A 17,880-nucleotide genomic window follows, 5' to 3' on the forward strand; every position below is an offset into this window, starting at 1 on the left:
TCAGTTCACAGCTTCAAACTAACAGGGCATTTTATTACGATCTTCTATTAGCCGTTATTTTCGCTTAAAAGCATCAACATAGTGGTTAATTTCTTTCATTAACACTTGTTTCTGATACTCATCAATAAAGCTGGCTTTGATGGCATTTCGCGTAAATTGCGCCAATTCGTCCGCTTCTATAGGATGCGCCATCGCAACCTGTAAAAAGTTTTCGGTCATGTATCCGCCAAAGTAAGACGGATCATCTGAGTTGATGGTTACACACAACCCCTGACGCAGCAGTTCAACCACGTTGTGCTCTTCCATTGTTTCAAATACTTTCAGTTTAATATTCGATAACGGACAAACGGTTAACGGCACTTGTAGCACCTGCAACGTTTCAATCAACTTAGGATCGTCCACACACCTTACGCCGTGATCAACGCGCGACACACCAAGCAAAGACATGGCATCTTGTATGTTACTTGACGGCCCTTCTTCTCCAGCATGCGCTACGGTTAAAAAACCTTCTTTAATCGCTTGCTGAAATACTCTTTCAAATTTCTCAGGCGGATGCCCTAACTCAGAAGAATCTAAACCTACGCCAATGATTTTATCTTTATGTGGCAAAGCTTGAGTGAGTGTTTCAAAAGCTGAGTTTTCATCAAGATGACGTAAAAAACACATAATTAGCTGGCTACTGATGCCATATTCGTCTTTAGCTTTCACTAGCGCTTTATGAATACCATTCACCACAGTCCCAAACTCAATCCCTCTTGCGGTATGAGTTTGCGGATCAAAGAATATTTCACAATGGCGTACATTGTCTTGCTGGCAATGCTCAATATAAGCCCAAGTTAGGTCGAAGAAATCTTGTTCTTGGATAAGAACATTTGCCCCTTGGTAATAAATATCGAGAAAAGATTGTAAGTTGTGGAATTGATAGGCTTGCTTGACTTCCTCAGCCGAGGAAAAAGGGATAGACACCTGATTTCTTTTGGCTAATTCAAACATTAATTCAGGCTCGAGAGTCCCTTCAATGTGCAGATGCAGTTCCACTTTTGGCATTTGTTCAATAAATTGTTGCAACGTTATTTTCTCCGTATTCCTATGTCAGGTTTTCCAAGCACTGTTTTAGTTCGCCAGACAAGGTAAACCAACGTTTACTCATCTGTTTTATTTTGCTGCTTGGCACGTGGTGGATACTATCAAACTGTTGATAACATTCATAAATTTTAAGGCCAATATTCAACTGTTTGGCTATTTTTTGATAAGCTACAATTTCCCATTTTTGTACAAAGGTGTTTGAGATAACAACCGTTTTACCTTTTTTAAGTGCCTTGACGGTTTGTGACTGACACCAAGCATGCGCCTCACTCAATTGATTGGCATTAAACCGATAGTTTTCATCATTGCTGTCAGTGAAAAACATATCGGCCTCTAAATGCACTCCTGCGCATTGCTGGCAGAGTTTTTTTGCCAAAGTGGATTTACCTGAGCCAGGTAAACCGCGAACCAGAATAAGTAACTGCAATGTACTGATGTTCCTTTTAATTTTGGTTATAGCAAAACCATACCTTGATTATTTTAGCCAATGCGCGCCGTCGGCTTCGCTAACTACCGCTCATTTTACGAAAAATATTGTAATAAACGATAAAGGTCAGTGTTTCTTATAAGAAAAATGTTTAGGCTTATGGTGTAATTCGTTAAGCTAAGCGCCTACAAGCTAACGCTGAACCGTCAGCTAAATCAAGGAATTAAATATGCTAACTAAATGGGCAAAGCGCTTTTATCAAATGTCAAAACTGGTCGCTTCTTGGAGTAAAGACCCTTCAACTCAAGTTGGCGCCGTAATCACAAAACACAATCGAATCGTTTCTGTTGGCTTTAATGGCTACCCGCACGGGATTGCCGATAGCGCCGAAACCGATGATCGTGACATGAAATACTTAAAAACCTTACATGCTGAAGAAAATGCGATTTTGTTTGCTAAGCGAGATCTTGATGCATGTGAAATATGGGTCACGCACTTTCCTTGTCCAAATTGCGCAGCAAAGATCATTCAAACCGGCATCTCTGTCGTACACTGTCCAGAACAAGATCCCGATTTTCTTTCCCGCTGGGGTGATAAAATCAAAGTCAGTGAGGATATGTTCAATCAAGCCGGTGTGGACATTGATTGGCTAGCAAAAAAAGAACTGAGCGACCAGTCTCTCAGCCTTTAAATCTAAATCAAGCTTCTATTTAAGCCTCTTTTTCTACACAGAAATTGAGGCTTTTTAGTACCTGCTCACACTTTATCCTACTTAGGAATACTGATCTTCCTTTGTTTTGGTCGTGACAGTGTCACTATAAAATAAGACTATTTACAAGTAACAAACTCACTTTCACTTTCCGCTAACCCTAAAAACAGCGTAGTATTGCGCCCCTAGAAAAAATCGAAGCAACTTGTTGTGTAAATAGGCAACGTCTACGCTTATAGCGAACACAGTATATGTTCAAACACAGTCTCTGCAAGATGTTCGAGAACAATGCATGACTTTTCGGTAACTTGTTATTTTATAATCAATATTTATAACAGCGTTATCGAGCATTTTATATTTAGGAATTGCCACGGTTTAGCGCCGATGGTATTTGCTTATCCCTTAATAAACCAATCGGATATCAATGAAATCACACACTCGCCGAGCCTTAGGCATCGAGCTTTTTAGAATGACATGGCCAATGATCTTTGGCGTACTCTCTTTAATGAGCTTTCAACTCATAGATTCTGCATTTATTGCACAATTAGGTGTACTGCCCTTGGCAGCCCAAGGTTTTACCTTACCTATCGGTCAATTAATTATTGGCGTACAAGTAGGGTTGGGGATTGCAACTACCGCTGTCATCGCCCAAACCTTAGGCGCAGCTGAAACTGACAAAGCCAAACAGCTTGGCGGATTAATTTTAACGGTTGGCAGTATAGGCTGCGCTATCATTTGCTTACTGTTATACCTAGTTCGCACGCCTTTACTTAGTTTATTAGGCGCAACCCAACAAATCATGCCGATCATCGATACTTATTGGATTGTCTGGCTTGCTAGTGCGTGGGTCGGTGCAGTGTTGTACTTCTTATACAGTGTTTGCCGAGCCAATGGGAATACCCTATTGCCTGGTATCATGATGGTCGTAACCAGCTTGCTCAATGTGGCTCTTGATCCACTGTTTATTTTCTACTTTGATATGGGCATTCACGGTGCGGCAATTGCCACCATTTTGTCCTTTAGTATTGGCATTGTTTATGTGATCTATCACACCCGTAATAAGGGTTACTACACTTTCAATTGGAATGGGTTGCATATAAAACAAAGCGTAATGTCACTTCTGGCAATCATGATGCCTGCGATGACCAGTCAACTTATGCCTCCTTTAGCGGCTATGCTATCCACTAAATTGCTTGCCTCATATGGCACGGCTGCGGTGGCAGCTTGGGCTCTAGGAAGTCGCTACGAGTTCTTTGCTATCGTTTCTGTACTCGCCCTTACTATGTCAATGCCACCAATGATTGGTCGCTATTTAGGCGAGAAAAATAGCGTTAAAATCACCGCACTGGTTAAGATTGCGAGCGGGTATATTCTTTGCTCACAAATTGTCATTGCCTTACTGACTTTACTTATTTCAGGTCAACTGTCAGCACTAATGTCAGGAGAGCAAAGTGTTGGTTCAATTTTAAATATGCATTTGACCATTATTCCATTGAGCTTGGCACCTCTAGGTATTTGCATCTTGTTGGTTTCAGTATCAAACGCATTAGGTCAACCAATGAAAGCGCTACTTATCTCGTGTTGTCGTTTGTTTGTGTTCTTCTTACCTTGCTTATACTTAGGCGCTTATCTAGGAGGACTGTTTGGACTCTTTATCGGCGCCGCCATCGGTAACTCTTTCGCCGGCTTATTTTCATGGTATCACTACCGCAAAACGATACTTTTGTTGCAAAAAAAATGGAGCCATTAGGCTCCATTTATCGATTTTTTATGTTGAAGAAGTTATTTAAAGTTGGCTTCTGTCACCAAGATGACGCCACCTTTAGTCACTTCATACAATTTAGCATCTTCTTCTGGGTTCTCACCAATAACAGTGCCATCAGGAATGATAGCGTGCTCGCCAACAATCACTTTAGTTAAGCGACAGTTTTTACCAATAACCACTTCAGGCAAAACCACACAATCTTTGATGACTGAGCCTTCTTCAATGCGACAGTTAAATGCCACTAATGAATGATTGATTTCAGCGCCAGAAATCACCGTACCGGCAGACAGTACTGAATCTACAGCATAACCTTTGCGACCTTCATCATTGAAGATGAATTTTGCGCCCGGACGTTGCTGCTGCTGCGTAATCACAGGCCAAGAATGGTCGTACAGATCCAATTCTGGTTCTGGAGCCACAAGGTCCATGTTTGCCGCATAGTACTCATCCAAGTCACCTACATCACGCCAGTAACCATTGTGGCCTGGGTGACTCTCTGTGAACACGTAACCATTAACTTTTGCGCGCTCTAAAAGGTTAGGAATAATGTTGTGACCGAAATCGTGGTTATACGTAGGGTCTAGTAATGCGTCGTTTAATTCTTTATCTAGAATATCCGCATTAAAAATGTAAATGCCCATAGAAACCAATGCTTTGCTTGGATCTTTCGGGTGTGGCGTTGGGTTTTCTGGCTTCTCATCAAACTTAACGATACGTCCGTTTTCATCCAGTGACATTACACCAAAAGACGACGCTTGCTCGATAGGTTTTTTGATACACGCAACCGTCACATCTGCACCACTTTCCGCATGGAAGTTAAGCATGCGAGAGTAATCCATTTTGTAGATATGATCGCCACCAAGGATTAATACTTGTTCACATTTACGTCTGCGAATTAAATCCAAGTTTTGATAAACCGCATCAGCAGTACCACGATACCAAGTTTCACCAGTACGTTGCTGTGCAGGAATAATGGCAACACCTTCATCCAGTGTAGAGTTGGTCATAAAGCCCCACCCTTTTTGCACGTGATCAATCAAATCATGTGCCATAAACTGAGTTAAAACGCCAACACGGCGAATACCAGAGTTTATACAGTTTGAAAGTGTAAAATCGATAATTTGGTATTTTCCACCAAAAGAAACCGCTGGTTTAGCAATTTCTTTTGTCAATCCCTTGAGGCGAGTACCTTTCCCGCCTGCTAGCACTAATGCTACTGTATTTCGTACTAGCTTGTTACTCGACAAATGCGAGTAATTGTTATTATGTTCCGTCATTTATGGGGGCCTCTAACATTGAACTAATATAATTAAGTAATAATAAATTAAGATCGACACTCGGCTTTTAGAAGCTCTAATTTTACGTCGTTAGATAATAGTAAATTAAACAGTTAAAATATGTATGCGTGATTTCACACTTTTTGAGAAATCAAACTTAGCTACTGCATATACGCGACACAGATCACAACATGCGTTAATTTTAATCTCATTTAGTGAAACCTATCACATAACAGTTACCTATCACTACAATAATTTACATTTTCTTTATCACTAAAACTGATAATTCTTCTGCCATGTTTATAGCTTTATGGCATTAAGTCAATACAGTAAAATGTAACTGAATAATATTGAACATTAGAATTTAGTTATTACACTAATACTTTGTTTCTCCGATATTTAAGTTACATTATGATGAAATTAAACTTCATTTAAATCTCATATTTCGACTCTTCGAATGCAATACATTCATACAGTTTATAATATATTGTTAAGTTAATAATAAAGGTCTTATTAGTGCGTTTTACAAAAAAAATCACCACTCTCGGCGTCTGTTTGCTCATTTTATCCGGTTGTGATAATCAACCGGAAAGTCCTGAATATATGGCTTCAGACTCCCTAGCGCCGTACATGCAATCTAACTACCAAGACTATTTACGCCAAACTCATCAATGGTTAGAGCAGCATCGAGTGTATGTAACCAATGACAAAGACACTGAATTAAACACGGTAATGCCATTTGAACTTGTGCCCGAGCATCCAAACGGACAAGGGGTATTGCTGGTGCATGGTTTAGGTGACTCACCTTATTTCTACCATGACATTGCCCCAGTTTTGGCCGCTGACGGTTTTCTGGTCCGCGTTATTTTGTTACCCGGTCACGGAAGTAAGCCTGCAGATTTATCTTTACCTGAGTTAGAAGATTGGCAACAAACCGTTTCCCACCAATATCAATTGTTGAGTAAAAAAGTAAATGGAGTTTGGTTAGGCGGGTTTTCTACCGGAGCCAACTTAGTGACAGCCCTTGCCTATCAGCAACCGCAAATAAAAGGTCTATTGCTGTTTTCTCCTGCATTCAAGCCAAGAAACGCCCTTACTTTCCTTTCGCCTTTAGCCAGTAAATTTGTCAATTGGGAAAGTAAGGTAAAAGAAGACAATTACACTCGCTACAACTCCTTACATATGAAAGGCGCTGCCACCTACTACGGCACATCTAAACTGGTTAGGGAGGACTTAGAACGCCAACCCTATGCCAAACCAACCTTTATGATGCTCAGTGAAGCAGATGAAACCATCGATTCACAATTTGCAGTGAATACGTTCAGTCAGCAATTTACCAATTTAAACAGTGAGGTACTTTGGTTTGGTGAGACTCAGTTTGACGACCCGCGTATTACCTCATTTTCGATGCATTTGCCTCAGCAAAAAATTCTAAGCGCCTCGCACGTATCATTGGGTTTCTCTCCCAACAATCCGATCTACAAACGAGATGGGAAGGTACGCTTTTGTTTCCACCAGCAACCGGTCGATTCACCAAAAGACTGCACTAAAGTTGCCAGTGACCAAGTATGGTTCGCCGCTTATGGGGATGGTGATGAGTCGATGGTAAGGGCTCGCACCAGCTGGAACCCTTATTTTGCACAAAGCATGCATAAGATGAGTGAATTTTTGCAGCGTAGCTCGTCGACTAACGACTAATTAATAATAGTGAGTTGCTCGTCAACATAATGGGTAGCACAAGGTTTAACAATCAGTGCTGCCCTTTGTTTTAACTCTACATTGGCATTGGGGAACACGATTCGACCTTGCTCAATAGGCATGCTTAACAGCTGATTTCCATCTTTGCCTAGCACTTCATTTATCGCAAAGCTTGAAAAGTTGGCGAGCGCTTTATCAAAATACAATTCAAACTCTTGATGTTGACGATAGATAGAACAATTCACCTCATAGAAAATCATTGCCGAATCTTCCGCTCTAATGAGTTCAGATGGCTCGCATTGAATGAGGTTGATTAACGCTTGATTGAACTCACGCAACTTCTGTTTATCGTTACAGCCAAATTTTGCGACCTGCCCAAGCTCAACGGTAGCCGCTTGCGCGCCAAACTTGCTCGCACTATACCAACTAAAGGTGCTAGACGGCTCATCAGAAAGTAAGAGTGCCTCAATGCGTCCACGTTGCATGAACTCGATAAACTCTTTACTGCGGGTAGCATAAGGTGATTGCGGGATAATAGAAAAAGTATAGTGTTTGGAAGCTCGAATAGAGCAATGCATGTCTAGATGCCAACGTGCTTGCATTGACGTCCCTAGCCAAAATCGGCTTACACAAGCTTTTAAATCATCAGCAATGGCTAGCTCTAAAGATTCAGGATAGCTCTGCTCGCCAAACAAGCGATTAAGATTGGTATCAATGAAGCGCTGTTCGGCAACAATCGATTGGGGATGCGCGATAATCAGCAGTAAATGATGTACGGGCGTTAATTGTTGCTCTTCTATCAAGCTTGCCAACGTATCAACCATTTCTATAGGCGCAGTTTCATTGCCGTGTATCGCACTGGAAATGACAATATGTTTGCTATTTCGACCCCCACTTTGCTTAACACACTCATTTTGTCTAGATAGCGCCGGAGTTATCTGCAATATCCCTGTTTGCAACAATTCCATTTTAACACCATTACCTAAAGTAATGTCTCGAGGTGAATTGGGATTAGATTGCAGAGTCTCTTGTAAAAATGAAGATTCAAATAATGTTTTTGCCATAGACTGCCCTTCCTTAGCTGTTTATGTTTACGTAACATTGATATAACATCATACCCAAACTTGCTTCTGATAACAGAAGATTAATAGGCATTCTTTATGACAATCACAAAGCCAAACATTATCTTAGCGGGAGGGACAGGTTTAATTGGGCAAGCCGTCATCGATTATCTCGCCCAGCATCTTGAACTTATCGATACCTTGTACCTTCCAACACGAAGCCCTATTCATGCTCAAGATAGTCGGTTTATTGCCCTATCCAATGAAGCGTTTTTTACCCTAGAAGAACCTATCGCCGAGCTCGGTATCATCTGTTTGGGCACTACCAAGAAACAAGCCGGCAGTGCGCAAGCCTTATACCGTATTGACCATGATTTGGTGCTTAAATTTGCTAAGCAGATGCAAGCACTTGGCGTGCGCAAACTGGCGGTGGTCTCAAGTTTTGGCGCAAATCCTAATTCCCTATCACACTACCTAAAATGCAAAGGCGAAATGGAACGAGATGTCTCGCAACTTGGGTTTGAACAGCTAATTTTCGCCCGCCCGGGGCCACTTGTTGGCGCCCGTTCAACCCCTAGGCGCGATGAGATAATGGTGCAAAAGCTACTCAAGGTGGTGAGCCCAATAATGTTAGGCCCATTGAAAAATCTGCGCCCTGTGCAAGCAGACGATGTTGCCAAATATTTAATTCAATCACTTTGCCAAGAGTCGCATACATCTAATACAACCATCGCCCACTACCGACAACTGACTAACTTTTAAGACAGTCGCGCTCAATGCAGGCGCGGTTGCCTTTAATATAAGCGCTTACATTACTTTCCGCACCTAGATGGCGTTACTGGTTTGCTATACGCTTAACGCAATGGTCTAATAACCGACAACACTCTGATCTTTGGATATTTTTATGCACACGGAGCAATCCACCTTTTTCTTTTTCGACTATGAGACTTGGGGCGTGAACCCAGCCAAAGACAGACCATGTCAATTTGCAGGGGTGCGCACCGACGCGGATCTCAATGTAATTGGTGAGCCTTTAGTGATCTATTGCCGACCACCAGCGGATTATCTGCCCAACCCTGAAGCGGCGTTAGTGACCGGAATTACCCCGCAAAAGGCGATGCAAGAAGGCTTATCCGAACCTGAGTTTATCACCGCTATTCATAATGAAATGAGCCGTCCAAACACTTGCACCCTTGGCTACAATAGCGTTCGTTTTGATGATGAAGTGACTCGATATACCTGTTATCGCAACTTTATTGAACCTTATGAGTGGAGCTACAAAAATGGCAACTCTCGTTGGGATTTATTAGATGTTATGCGCGCTTGTCATGCGCTGCGTCCTGAAGGTATCAATTGGCCAGAAAACGATGACGGCAATACCAGTTTCCGCTTAGAGCACCTGTCGGTGGCAAATGGTATTGAACACAGCAATGCTCACGATGCGATGGCCGATGTGTATGCCACGATTGAGTTGGCCAAAAAAGTAAAACAGTTTCAACCTAAGCTGTTTGATTTCTTTTTTAAACACAGAGGCAAGCAAAAGCTCAATGCGTTGGTGGATATTGTCACCATGAACCCTTTGGTGCATGTCTCTGGCATGTTAAGCAATGAGCACTTAAAAGCAACCTTAATCGCTCCTATTGGTTGGACTCCAACTAAAGCCTTAATTGCCATTGATCTTACCCAAGATATCTCGCCTTTGATTGAACTTTCCGCCGATCAAATCAAACAACGTTTGTACACCAGACGTAGCGAGTTAGCTGAAGGGGAATTGCCTATTCCCGTCAAACTAGTACATCTTAATAAGTGCCCTATTTTGGCGCCGCTTGGAGTATTAACCGCCGAAGCAGAGCAGCGTACCCAACTCAATAGAGAACAATGCATCCAAACCCAACATCGCTTGTTACAACATCCTGAAATACGCGAAAAGTTGGATGCCGTTTTCTCTCAAAACCGTGAGTATGCCGCAAATAACAAAGTGGATGAGCAGCTTTACGATGGCTTTTTCTCACCGGCAGATAAAGCGCAAATGCGAATTATCCGAGAAGCTGAGCCGGAAGTGTTAGGAGCATTAGATATTCAAGTTTCTGATCCGCGGATCATGCCCTTGCTGTTTAATTATCGTGCGCGTAATTTCTTTCATACCTTAACCGATCAAGAACAAAAACAATGGCTTCGCCAATGTCGTGATATGTTTGAAAACGAATTACCTAATTACATGTTAAACTTAGAAAACCTAGGTTCTCAATACCAAGACGACGAACAAAAAATGAAAATTTTAAAAGCCGTCTATCACTATGTTCAAAAGTTGGTTTCCTGATTTATGATAAACAAAGCTTTTTTCTATTTTCTTAGTGCAGCATTAATTGCTGCCTCTCTTGCGTTAGGTAATTGGTTACAAGAGTTTTTTGCTCTTTCAGTTCCGGGAAGCGTCATTGGCTTATTGATTCTGTTTATTGGCTTGGTCAGTGGCATTGTCAAGCCTCACTGGGTTCAACCTAGCGCCTCATTACTGATTAAATACATGATTCTATTGTTTATTCCAATCAGTACCGGCTTAATGATTCATTATCAGATCCTTATCGACAATGCGTTAGCTATCGTAGTTAGTACAGTATTAGGTACTCTTTTTGTTCTGTGCATTTTGTCGTTAACACTCGATAAACTGCTAAATGAGGACCGATAATATGTGGTTACTACTGAGCATTATCGTTTACTTCATTGCAAAATTTATTGCCAAAAAAGCCAATAACCCTTTGGCAAATCCTCTATTGATCAGTATGGCGATTCTTATCCCATTTTTACTTATCTTTAAAGTACCTTACCAACAGTACTATGAAGGCAACCAAATCATCCAACACCTGCTACAACCTGCCGTTGTTGCACTGGCCTATCCACTTTACGAACAGCTCAATGAAATTCGTGCCAAATGGAAGTTAATTCTAACCACTTGTGTCATTGGCAGTTTAGGCTCGATGCTAACCGCAGGTACACTAGCAGCCATGCTAGGTGCAGACTCGCAACTGTTGGCTAGCATGATGGGTAAATCAGTCACCACCGCTATCGCAATGCAGGTGTCAACTGAGCTTGGCGGCGAACCCGCTGTAGCCGCAATTTTGGTACTGTTAGCAGGACTTACCGGGTCATTATTTGGCTATCCAATTTTTAAAATGCTAAGCATTAAACACCCTATCGCAAAAGGGTTGAGCATGGGCACTTGTAGCCACGCGTTAGGCACAGCGACTGCGTTTGATAATAATCAAAAAGATGCAGCGTTTAGCTCATTGGCCTTGGTGCTTTGTGGCGTTATCACCTCTTTGCTAGCCCCCTTTGTCATGGCGTTAATGTTGCATCTTATTTCCTGATTAGGTTGAAACGCAGCCTATTACAACGGGCAAGATCAAATCGCTTTTAAAAACACAATCTATGTGAACGAAACCGTTTACCTTGGTAACGGTTTCACTTTTATTTAGCCAAATCCATTATCCTTACAAAACAAAGCAAGCATTCATACACTCGCAATATAGATTACTGAATGCTGTCATCTACACTCGATACACTATATTCGCCCTATCACTATTAGGAACGAGCAATGAATCCACGTTTTAACCAACTCTATGATAACCTTCCTTCTGCGCATGTTGACACGTTCAAAGGCATTTTTGATTCAGCTTCTTTCGATGGTGTACTCAGTCCGCAACAAGTCCAGCAATTGCAACAGTGCACCTCTTTAGACGAACAAGCATTAAAAGTGACACTGTTACCTTTTGCTGCCGCCTTTTCGATTGCGCCTATATCAAAATTCAACGTCGGCGCGATTGTGAAAGGATCCTCTAACAGCTTGTATTTTGGCGCTAATCTTGAGTTTAGTAATGTACAGCTAGGGCAAACAGTGCATGCTGAACAATCAGCCATTAGCCATGCATGGATGAAAGGTGAACAAGAAATTGTTGATATCACTATCAATTTTAGCCCTTGTGGACACTGTAGACAGTTTATGAACGAGCTAACAAGCGCTCAGCACCTTACAGTGCAACTGCCTGCCGCCGATGCTAAGAGCTTGCAAGAATATTTGCCAGAATCGTTTGGGCCTAAAGATTTGGGGGTTGAGTCTGGACTCATGTCGCCAATTAATCATGGCTTTTCAAGCGCGAACGACGACCCACTTCTTGTTGAAGCAATTAGCGCACTGAACAAAAGTCATGCGCCTTATACTAAAAACTACAGCGGTGTGGCTATTGAGACGCTTGATGGCACGACCATGCACGGCAGTTACGCGGAAAACGCAGCATTTAATCCAAGCCTCCCACCACTGCAGGTGGCATTAGTACAACTGCAAATGCGAGGTATCGATTTTTCGCACATTAAACAGGTTGCGCTTGCTGAAATTAATGATGCAGCTATGTCGCACCTTGCCGATACGCAAAATACCTTGGAAGCGATCAATCCCGATATTGCGCTTACTTACATTGCGTTAGACGTATAATTTGCACAAAATTTCTTCGCATAAAAACACCATAGCGTCAGTTATGGTGTTCTCATCAAAATTTACCAAATATCGACAGGCAAACGATTGCGCTCAATAAAAAAATGAGTATTATCAGCTAAAAAAATCATAATCTTAAAGGAACGACTATGTTGGGTACGGCAACAGCACCAAGTGCAACTAAAGTTTTATTGCTCGGCTCTGGTGAGCTAGGTAAAGAAGTGGCCATTGAATGCCAACGTTTAGGTATTGAAGTTATCGCTTGTGATAAATACGACAATGCCCCAGCCATGCAAGTTGCTCACCGCAGCTACGTACTTGATATGCTAGATGGCGATGCTCTGGCTAAGATAGTCGAGCAAGAGCAGCCGACTTATATTGTTCCTGAAATCGAAGCGATTGCGACTGATACTCTAGTTGAGCTTGAAAAGAAAGGCACCACCGTCGTACCTAACGCTCGCGCGACCCAACTGACAATGAACCGTGAAGGCATCCGTCGCCTTGCGGGTGAAGAATTGCACCTAACCACCTCTGAGTATCGTTTTGCTGATACCTTTGAGGAGTTCTCGCAAGCTGTAGAAGAAGTTGGCCTACCGTGCGTGGTAAAGCCTGTAATGAGCTCATCAGGCAAAGGACAGAGCGTTATGCGCACTGCTGACGATGTACAGACAGCATGGGACTACTCTCAAGCCGGCGGTCGCAGTGGTGAAGGCCGTGTGATTGTTGAAGGCTTCATTGATTTTGATTATGAGATCACCCTACTGACAGTACGTGCTGTCGATGGTGTTCACTTCTGTGCGCCAATTGGCCACCGTCAAGAAGATGGCGATTACCGTGAGTCTTGGCAGCCACAACAGATGTCAGAAGTGGCTATCAAAGCCGCTGAATACGTTGCAGAGCAAATCGTCAATGCACTAGGTGGCTACGGCATCTTCGGCGTAGAGCTGTTTATTAAAGGCGATAAAGTGATCTTTAATGAAGTCTCACCTCGCCCGCATGATACCGGCATGGTGACTATGATCTCTCAAGATATGTCTGAGTTTGCCCTGCACGTGCGCGCATTTACCGGCAGCCCAATCAATAAGATCAGACAAACCGGATCGGCAGCTTCCGCTGTTATTCTTGGTCAAGGCACTTCAACTAATCTTTCTTACACTGGCATCGACGAAGCCGTTGCTAATCCTGATACGCAAATTCGCCTATTTGGTAAGCCTGATATCGATGGTCGCCGCCGCTTAGGAGTGATTTTAACTCGCGCCAAAGACACTACGTTAGCCGTCCACTCGGCAACGAGCGCCGCTAAGAAAATCAAAATTAACTACTAACGCTTAGTAGTTTTAGCTGACGCTAGATACTAAAAAAGAGGTCTTAAGACCTCTTTTTTGTTAAACCGCTAAATATTTAAACTGTTAATGAGCAACGTATTATTTTACGTCGTCTTTTTTCAGCTCTTCAACGCGAGCTTTCAGCTTCTGACCGGGTCTAAATGTGACCACGCGACGTGCGGAAATAGGTATATCTTCCCCTGTTTTTGGGTTTCGTCCAGGACGTTCTTTCTTTTCCCGTAGATCAAAGTTACCGAATCCAGATAGTTTTACCTGTTCGCCACTTTCGAGTGATTTCCGAATTTCTTCAAAAAACACTTCCACGGTTTCCTTGGCATCCCGTTTACTATACCCAAGATTTTCAAACAGGTTTTCAGCCAAATCGGCCTTGGTAAGCGCCATAAAACTTCCCTCAAAGCTAGATGAATCAATAGCTACGCAGGAGTTAATCCCTCCACGATTTCAAACTCAATGAAACCTTACGTTAGCTCCTAAAATTTGTCTCTACAATCAACTACATATTGATGACTCGTTCGAAAGTGTATGACAAGGTTTTCACTTTCGCCAACTTTTTTCTAAATAAAATTTATAAGAATTAGACACTTAGAAAATTCAACTACATTTACGTTAAATTTTATAATTAAAGGCTACTTAATTACAAGTAAAGATTACAAAAAAGTGTCATATTTTCAGTAATTTCAGTCGGTTGTTCTACTATGTTAATAAGGAATATTGGTAAAGACAGATAAGCTGAGGTAATGATTTTAATGGTTTCATTACACAAATCGGCGATAAAAGTTGTTGGAAAAGGAATTTCATGACCGCATTATTTTCACCTTTTAAAGGTTATTTTAAGCTCTGTTTTAGTAGCATAATTGCACTCTCTACCCTCGCCTGCTCCAGTGGTTCTAGTGAACAAAATACACTGACTAGCGCGACATTAAGTAACCCCAATATTGCACGAATATATTTCAATGAAGGTCAAACGAGCACCGAATACACATTACATGTTTGGAACACCGAAGCATGTTCTGGCTATCAAAGTGACGACACAGAATGGAATTATGGGCTAGAACCTGCCGGCCGTGATCCTGATTATGGGCTGTATTGGGATATCCCTATCGAAGCCGACGCAAGTTGCGTTAATTTTACGCCGCACAGTTTTGATCCTACTTATCAAACATCCCACTTAAAGCTGATATTCGCAAAATCGCCTTCAGCAGGCGCTAAGGTAGGCTACGTGTTCAAAGATACTAATCGTGTTTTTTATACTCCGTCAAAAACTCTGCCTAAATCCTCTATTGCTCTACAAGGTGCCAAAGCACATTGGATTACACCTTCGTTGATATTGCTTCCTATTGAAACTGACCAAGCTCAACTGGTCATTGCGCCAAAAGGAGGAATGAGTGTTAACGAACAAGAGGATCTAATTGAGGGAGCTTCTATCACTCTCGCGCTTGTTGAAACTAACGAGGATTCATGGAAACAGCAATATCCTCACCTTGCAACGCAGTTTAAAGCTTACCAGATACAACATAAGGAGTCTGAACACTCAATTGATCATTTGATTCGTGGTCAGATCTGGGTAGCCAGTTATAATCAGGGGGATAAAGACGCGAGTAACTTATCTAAATTACAATCCGTAACCAGAGTGCAAACTGCATCATTATTAGATGCCTTGTATGCTGAACAAACAAAAGATCTTCAATTTGGCGCCGTATTTAATAGTGAGACAAACACCACTACATTTCGTGTTTGGGCGCCTACTGCACAACAAGTTAAACTCATCCCGTTTAACCAACAGATGCAGGCTGATACACCGATTCTCATGCGTCGTGATTATGCATCAGGTAGTTGGTTTGTTGAATACGCCAACCTTGGGCACGGAGATTTTTATCGTTATCAAGTGACTCTGTTTCATCCTAGTTCAGCAAAAATAGAAACCGTGTCAGTTACTGACCCTTATTCGTTAAGTCTTTCTACCAATTCTCAGCATAGCCAAGTGGTCGATGTTAATCACCCCAGGTTAAAGCCTGCTGGTTGGGATGAATTGCGCGCGCCTATAGCGCAGAAAAATCCCGTATCTTTTATGATTTATGAAACTCATATACGAGACTTCTCTGCCCTTGATCTCTCCACAATCGAAGCACATAGAGGCAAATACCTTGCTTTTACTGACAATAATTCATTACCTGTAAAACATTTAAAGTCACTGTCACGGCGTGGAGCGAGTCACTTACATTTATTACCCGTGTTTGATATTGCCACTATCAATGAAGAAATCACTGAAATTGCCGATATCAATCAGCCGTTTAAAACCCTTTGTCAGACCAATCCACAGCTGCTGCGTCATGCCGATTTTTCTTTATACTGCGAAAGCTCCCTAACAGGAATACAAGTACTGCAACAGCTCAAAAACAAAGACAGTTCAACAACGCCACTAGTACAAGACTTAACCGGTATCATCGCTAACAACGACAGCTACAATTGGGGCTATGATCCCTTTCATTATTCAACACCTGAAGGATCGTATGCCACCAGTGCCAATGGCATGCAACGTATTTTAGAGTTTCGCACTATGGTTGCGGCAATTAAGTCTGATATAAAAATGAACGTCGTAATGGACGTGGTGTATAACCATACTCACGCCGCAGGCCTTGCTGACAAATCAGTGTTGGATAAAATTGTCCCTAACTACTATCACAGACTGCACCCTACCACTGGAGAAGTTGAACAGAGCACCTGCTGCGCCAACACCGCTCCAGAGCGAGCCATGATGGAAAAGCTGATCACAGATTCCATCTTGGTTTGGACAAAAGATTATAAAATCGACGCATTTCGCTGGGATCTTATGGGACATCATCCAAGATCGCAGATATTAGCCTCATTAGATGCTGCCAAAGCTATCAATCCAGATGTCTATTTTTATGGTGAGGGCTGGGATTTTGGCGAAGTTGCTAACGATAAAATGTTCAAGCAAGCGTCACAGCTCAATTTATACGGCACAGGTATAGGATCATTTTCCGATCGCATGCGTGATGCGGTGCGTGGCGGTTCACCCTTTGATCAATCAACGCAGTTAAGAGCATCGCAAGGGTTTGGTAATGGCGCTTTTGTCTATCCTAATGAGCAAAATGCGTTAAGTGAAACCCAAGCTAAGCATCTTGCCGATCTCGTGCGCCTTGGTATGGCAGGTAATTTACGTGATTATCCGATGCAAGATAGTAAAAATCGTTCAATTACCGGCGCTGGGTTAGATTACAACAACCAACCTGCCGGTTATGCCAAAGATGCGTGGGAAACCATCAATTACGTCGAGAAACACGACAATCAAACTCTATGGGATAACCTGCAATATAAAGCGCCTTTTGATGCAGACCTTAACACTCGCATTCGCATGCACGCGGTGAGTCTAGCTACAGTCATGTACGGGCAAAATGTGGTATTTCATCATATGGGCAGTGAATTACTGCGCTCAAAATCAATGCAAAGAGATTCGTACAATTCAGGGGATTGGTATAACAAAGTCGATTTTACAAAGCAGTCTAACAACTGGAATATTGGATTACCGAGCGCCGACAAAGATAAAAGTAATTGGCAAACGATTGAAAGCATCTACGAAAACACCCAAGGCAAAGTGGAACTTTCGACTCGTGATATGATTAAAACGGAACGCTACTTCAAAGAAATGATGGAAATTCGAGCCAGTAGCCCACTCTTTACCTTAGGTGACGGCAGAGAAATCATTCAACGAGTTAAATTCCACAATACCGGTTCAAAGCAGATCCCTGGACTTATCATAATGAGCATCGATAACCGAGCCCCATTTGAAAATATCGACTCTGAGCGTCAAAGACTGCTTATCGTAATCAACGCCCGCAACGATCTACAAACCATAAACCAACTGGACATGAGTCAATTCAAATTACACCGCTACCACCAGCAACTAGGCCCCTTCTCACTATCCCAAGGCACCGAACTCACCGACAACATCGCCATAATCCCAGCCTGGACAGCTGCGATATTCGAACAACGTTAATTGCGGG

Annotated in this window: 15 protein-coding genes; 10 read left to right on the forward strand and 5 right to left on the reverse strand. The window is 42.3% G+C overall.

The annotated features are described in order from the left end of the window. Nucleotides 1–54 precede the first annotated feature (54 nt). On the reverse strand, nt 55–1,068 hold the full coding sequence (locus VHA01S_RS09590) for an adenosine deaminase (RefSeq protein WP_023404164.1): 1,014 nt from the start codon (nt 1,066–1,068) through the stop codon (nt 55–57). 19 nt (nt 1,069–1,087) lie between these two features. Further along, nucleotides 1,088–1,513, reverse strand: a complete 426-nt coding sequence (locus VHA01S_RS09595) for an ATP-binding protein (RefSeq protein WP_023404165.1) — start codon at nt 1,511–1,513, stop codon at nt 1,088–1,090. A gap of 229 nt (nt 1,514–1,742) precedes the next feature. Between VHA01S_RS09595 and VHA01S_RS09600 the strand changes: the two genes are divergently transcribed. Both VHA01S_RS09600 and VHA01S_RS09605 read left to right on the forward strand, forming a co-directional pair. Next, complete coding sequence (locus VHA01S_RS09600; protein WP_023404166.1) at nt 1,743–2,204, forward strand: dCMP deaminase family protein; 462 nt, start codon at nt 1,743–1,745, stop codon at nt 2,202–2,204. Between the two features lie 442 nt (nt 2,205–2,646). Further along, nucleotides 2,647–3,972: an MATE family efflux transporter gene (locus VHA01S_RS09605; protein ID WP_023404167.1), complete on the forward strand. Its 1,326-nt coding sequence runs from the start codon at nt 2,647–2,649 to the stop codon at nt 3,970–3,972. Nucleotides 3,973–4,004: 32 nt separating this feature from the next. On the opposite strand, the gene glgC is transcribed toward VHA01S_RS09605, so the two are convergent. Beyond that, a complete protein-coding gene (gene glgC, locus VHA01S_RS09610) occupies nt 4,005–5,264 on the reverse strand; it encodes a glucose-1-phosphate adenylyltransferase (RefSeq protein WP_023404168.1) in 1,260 nt (419 codons plus the stop codon). Between the two features lie 516 nt (nt 5,265–5,780). Here glgC and VHA01S_RS09615 point away from each other — a divergent pair. Beyond that, nucleotides 5,781–6,962, forward strand: coding sequence for an alpha/beta hydrolase (locus tag VHA01S_RS09615; RefSeq protein ID WP_052029605.1), 1,182 nt, complete (start codon nt 5,781–5,783; stop codon nt 6,960–6,962). Here VHA01S_RS09615 and VHA01S_RS09620 read toward each other — a convergent pair. Then, nucleotides 6,959–8,026 carry a succinylglutamate desuccinylase gene (locus tag VHA01S_RS09620; protein ID WP_023404170.1) on the reverse strand — a complete coding sequence of 356 codons (1,068 nt, stop codon included), beginning with the start codon at nt 8,024–8,026 and terminating at the stop codon, nt 6,959–6,961. The two genes, VHA01S_RS09615 and VHA01S_RS09620, sit on opposite strands and share 4 nt — an antisense overlap. 96 nt (nt 8,027–8,122) lie before the next feature. Between VHA01S_RS09620 and VHA01S_RS09625 the strand changes: the two genes are divergently transcribed. The 6 genes from VHA01S_RS09625 to purT all read left to right on the forward strand — a co-directional run bounded on the left by VHA01S_RS09625 (nt 8,123) and on the right by purT (nt 13,834). Continuing rightward, nucleotides 8,123–8,785: a Rossmann-fold NAD(P)-binding domain-containing protein gene (locus VHA01S_RS09625; RefSeq protein WP_023404171.1), complete on the forward strand. Its 663-nt coding sequence runs from the start codon at nt 8,123–8,125 to the stop codon at nt 8,783–8,785. Between the two features lie 142 nt (nt 8,786–8,927). Then, the gene (gene sbcB, locus VHA01S_RS09630; RefSeq protein WP_023404172.1) at nt 8,928–10,343 is read left to right on the forward strand and encodes an exodeoxyribonuclease I; all 1,416 of its coding nucleotides are present in this window, start codon (nt 8,928–8,930) and stop codon (nt 10,341–10,343) included. 3 nt (nt 10,344–10,346) lie between these two features. After that, a complete protein-coding gene (locus VHA01S_RS09635) occupies nt 10,347–10,709 on the forward strand; it encodes a CidA/LrgA family protein (protein WP_023404173.1) in 363 nt (120 codons plus the stop codon). Between the two features lies 1 nt (nt 10,710). Further along, nucleotides 10,711–11,388, forward strand: a complete 678-nt coding sequence (locus VHA01S_RS09640) for a CidB/LrgB family autolysis modulator (protein ID WP_023404174.1) — start codon at nt 10,711–10,713, stop codon at nt 11,386–11,388. Nucleotides 11,389–11,615: 227 nt separating this feature from the next. After that, nucleotides 11,616–12,509, forward strand: coding sequence for a cytidine deaminase (gene cdd / locus VHA01S_RS09645; protein WP_023404175.1), 894 nt, complete (start codon nt 11,616–11,618; stop codon nt 12,507–12,509). A gap of 149 nt (nt 12,510–12,658) precedes the next feature. Next, complete coding sequence (gene purT, locus VHA01S_RS09650) at nt 12,659–13,834, forward strand: formate-dependent phosphoribosylglycinamide formyltransferase (RefSeq protein WP_023404176.1); 1,176 nt, start codon at nt 12,659–12,661, stop codon at nt 13,832–13,834. Nucleotides 13,835–13,933: 99 nt separating this feature from the next. Here purT and ihfA read toward each other — a convergent pair whose 3' ends face one another. Beyond that, on the reverse strand, nt 13,934–14,236 hold the full coding sequence (gene ihfA, locus VHA01S_RS09655) for an integration host factor subunit alpha (RefSeq protein ID WP_021713209.1): 303 nt from the start codon (nt 14,234–14,236) through the stop codon (nt 13,934–13,936). Between the two features lie 415 nt (nt 14,237–14,651). Here ihfA and pulA point away from each other — a divergent pair, with 415 nt between their 5' ends. Next, nucleotides 14,652–17,873: a pullulanase-type alpha-1,6-glucosidase gene (pulA, locus tag VHA01S_RS09660; RefSeq protein WP_023404177.1), complete on the forward strand. Its 3,222-nt coding sequence runs from the start codon at nt 14,652–14,654 to the stop codon at nt 17,871–17,873. Nucleotides 17,874–17,880 lie beyond the last annotated feature (7 nt).

The organism is Vibrio halioticoli NBRC 102217 (genome assembly GCF_000496695.1).
Lineage (GTDB): Bacteria > Pseudomonadota > Gammaproteobacteria > Enterobacterales > Vibrionaceae > Vibrio > Vibrio halioticoli.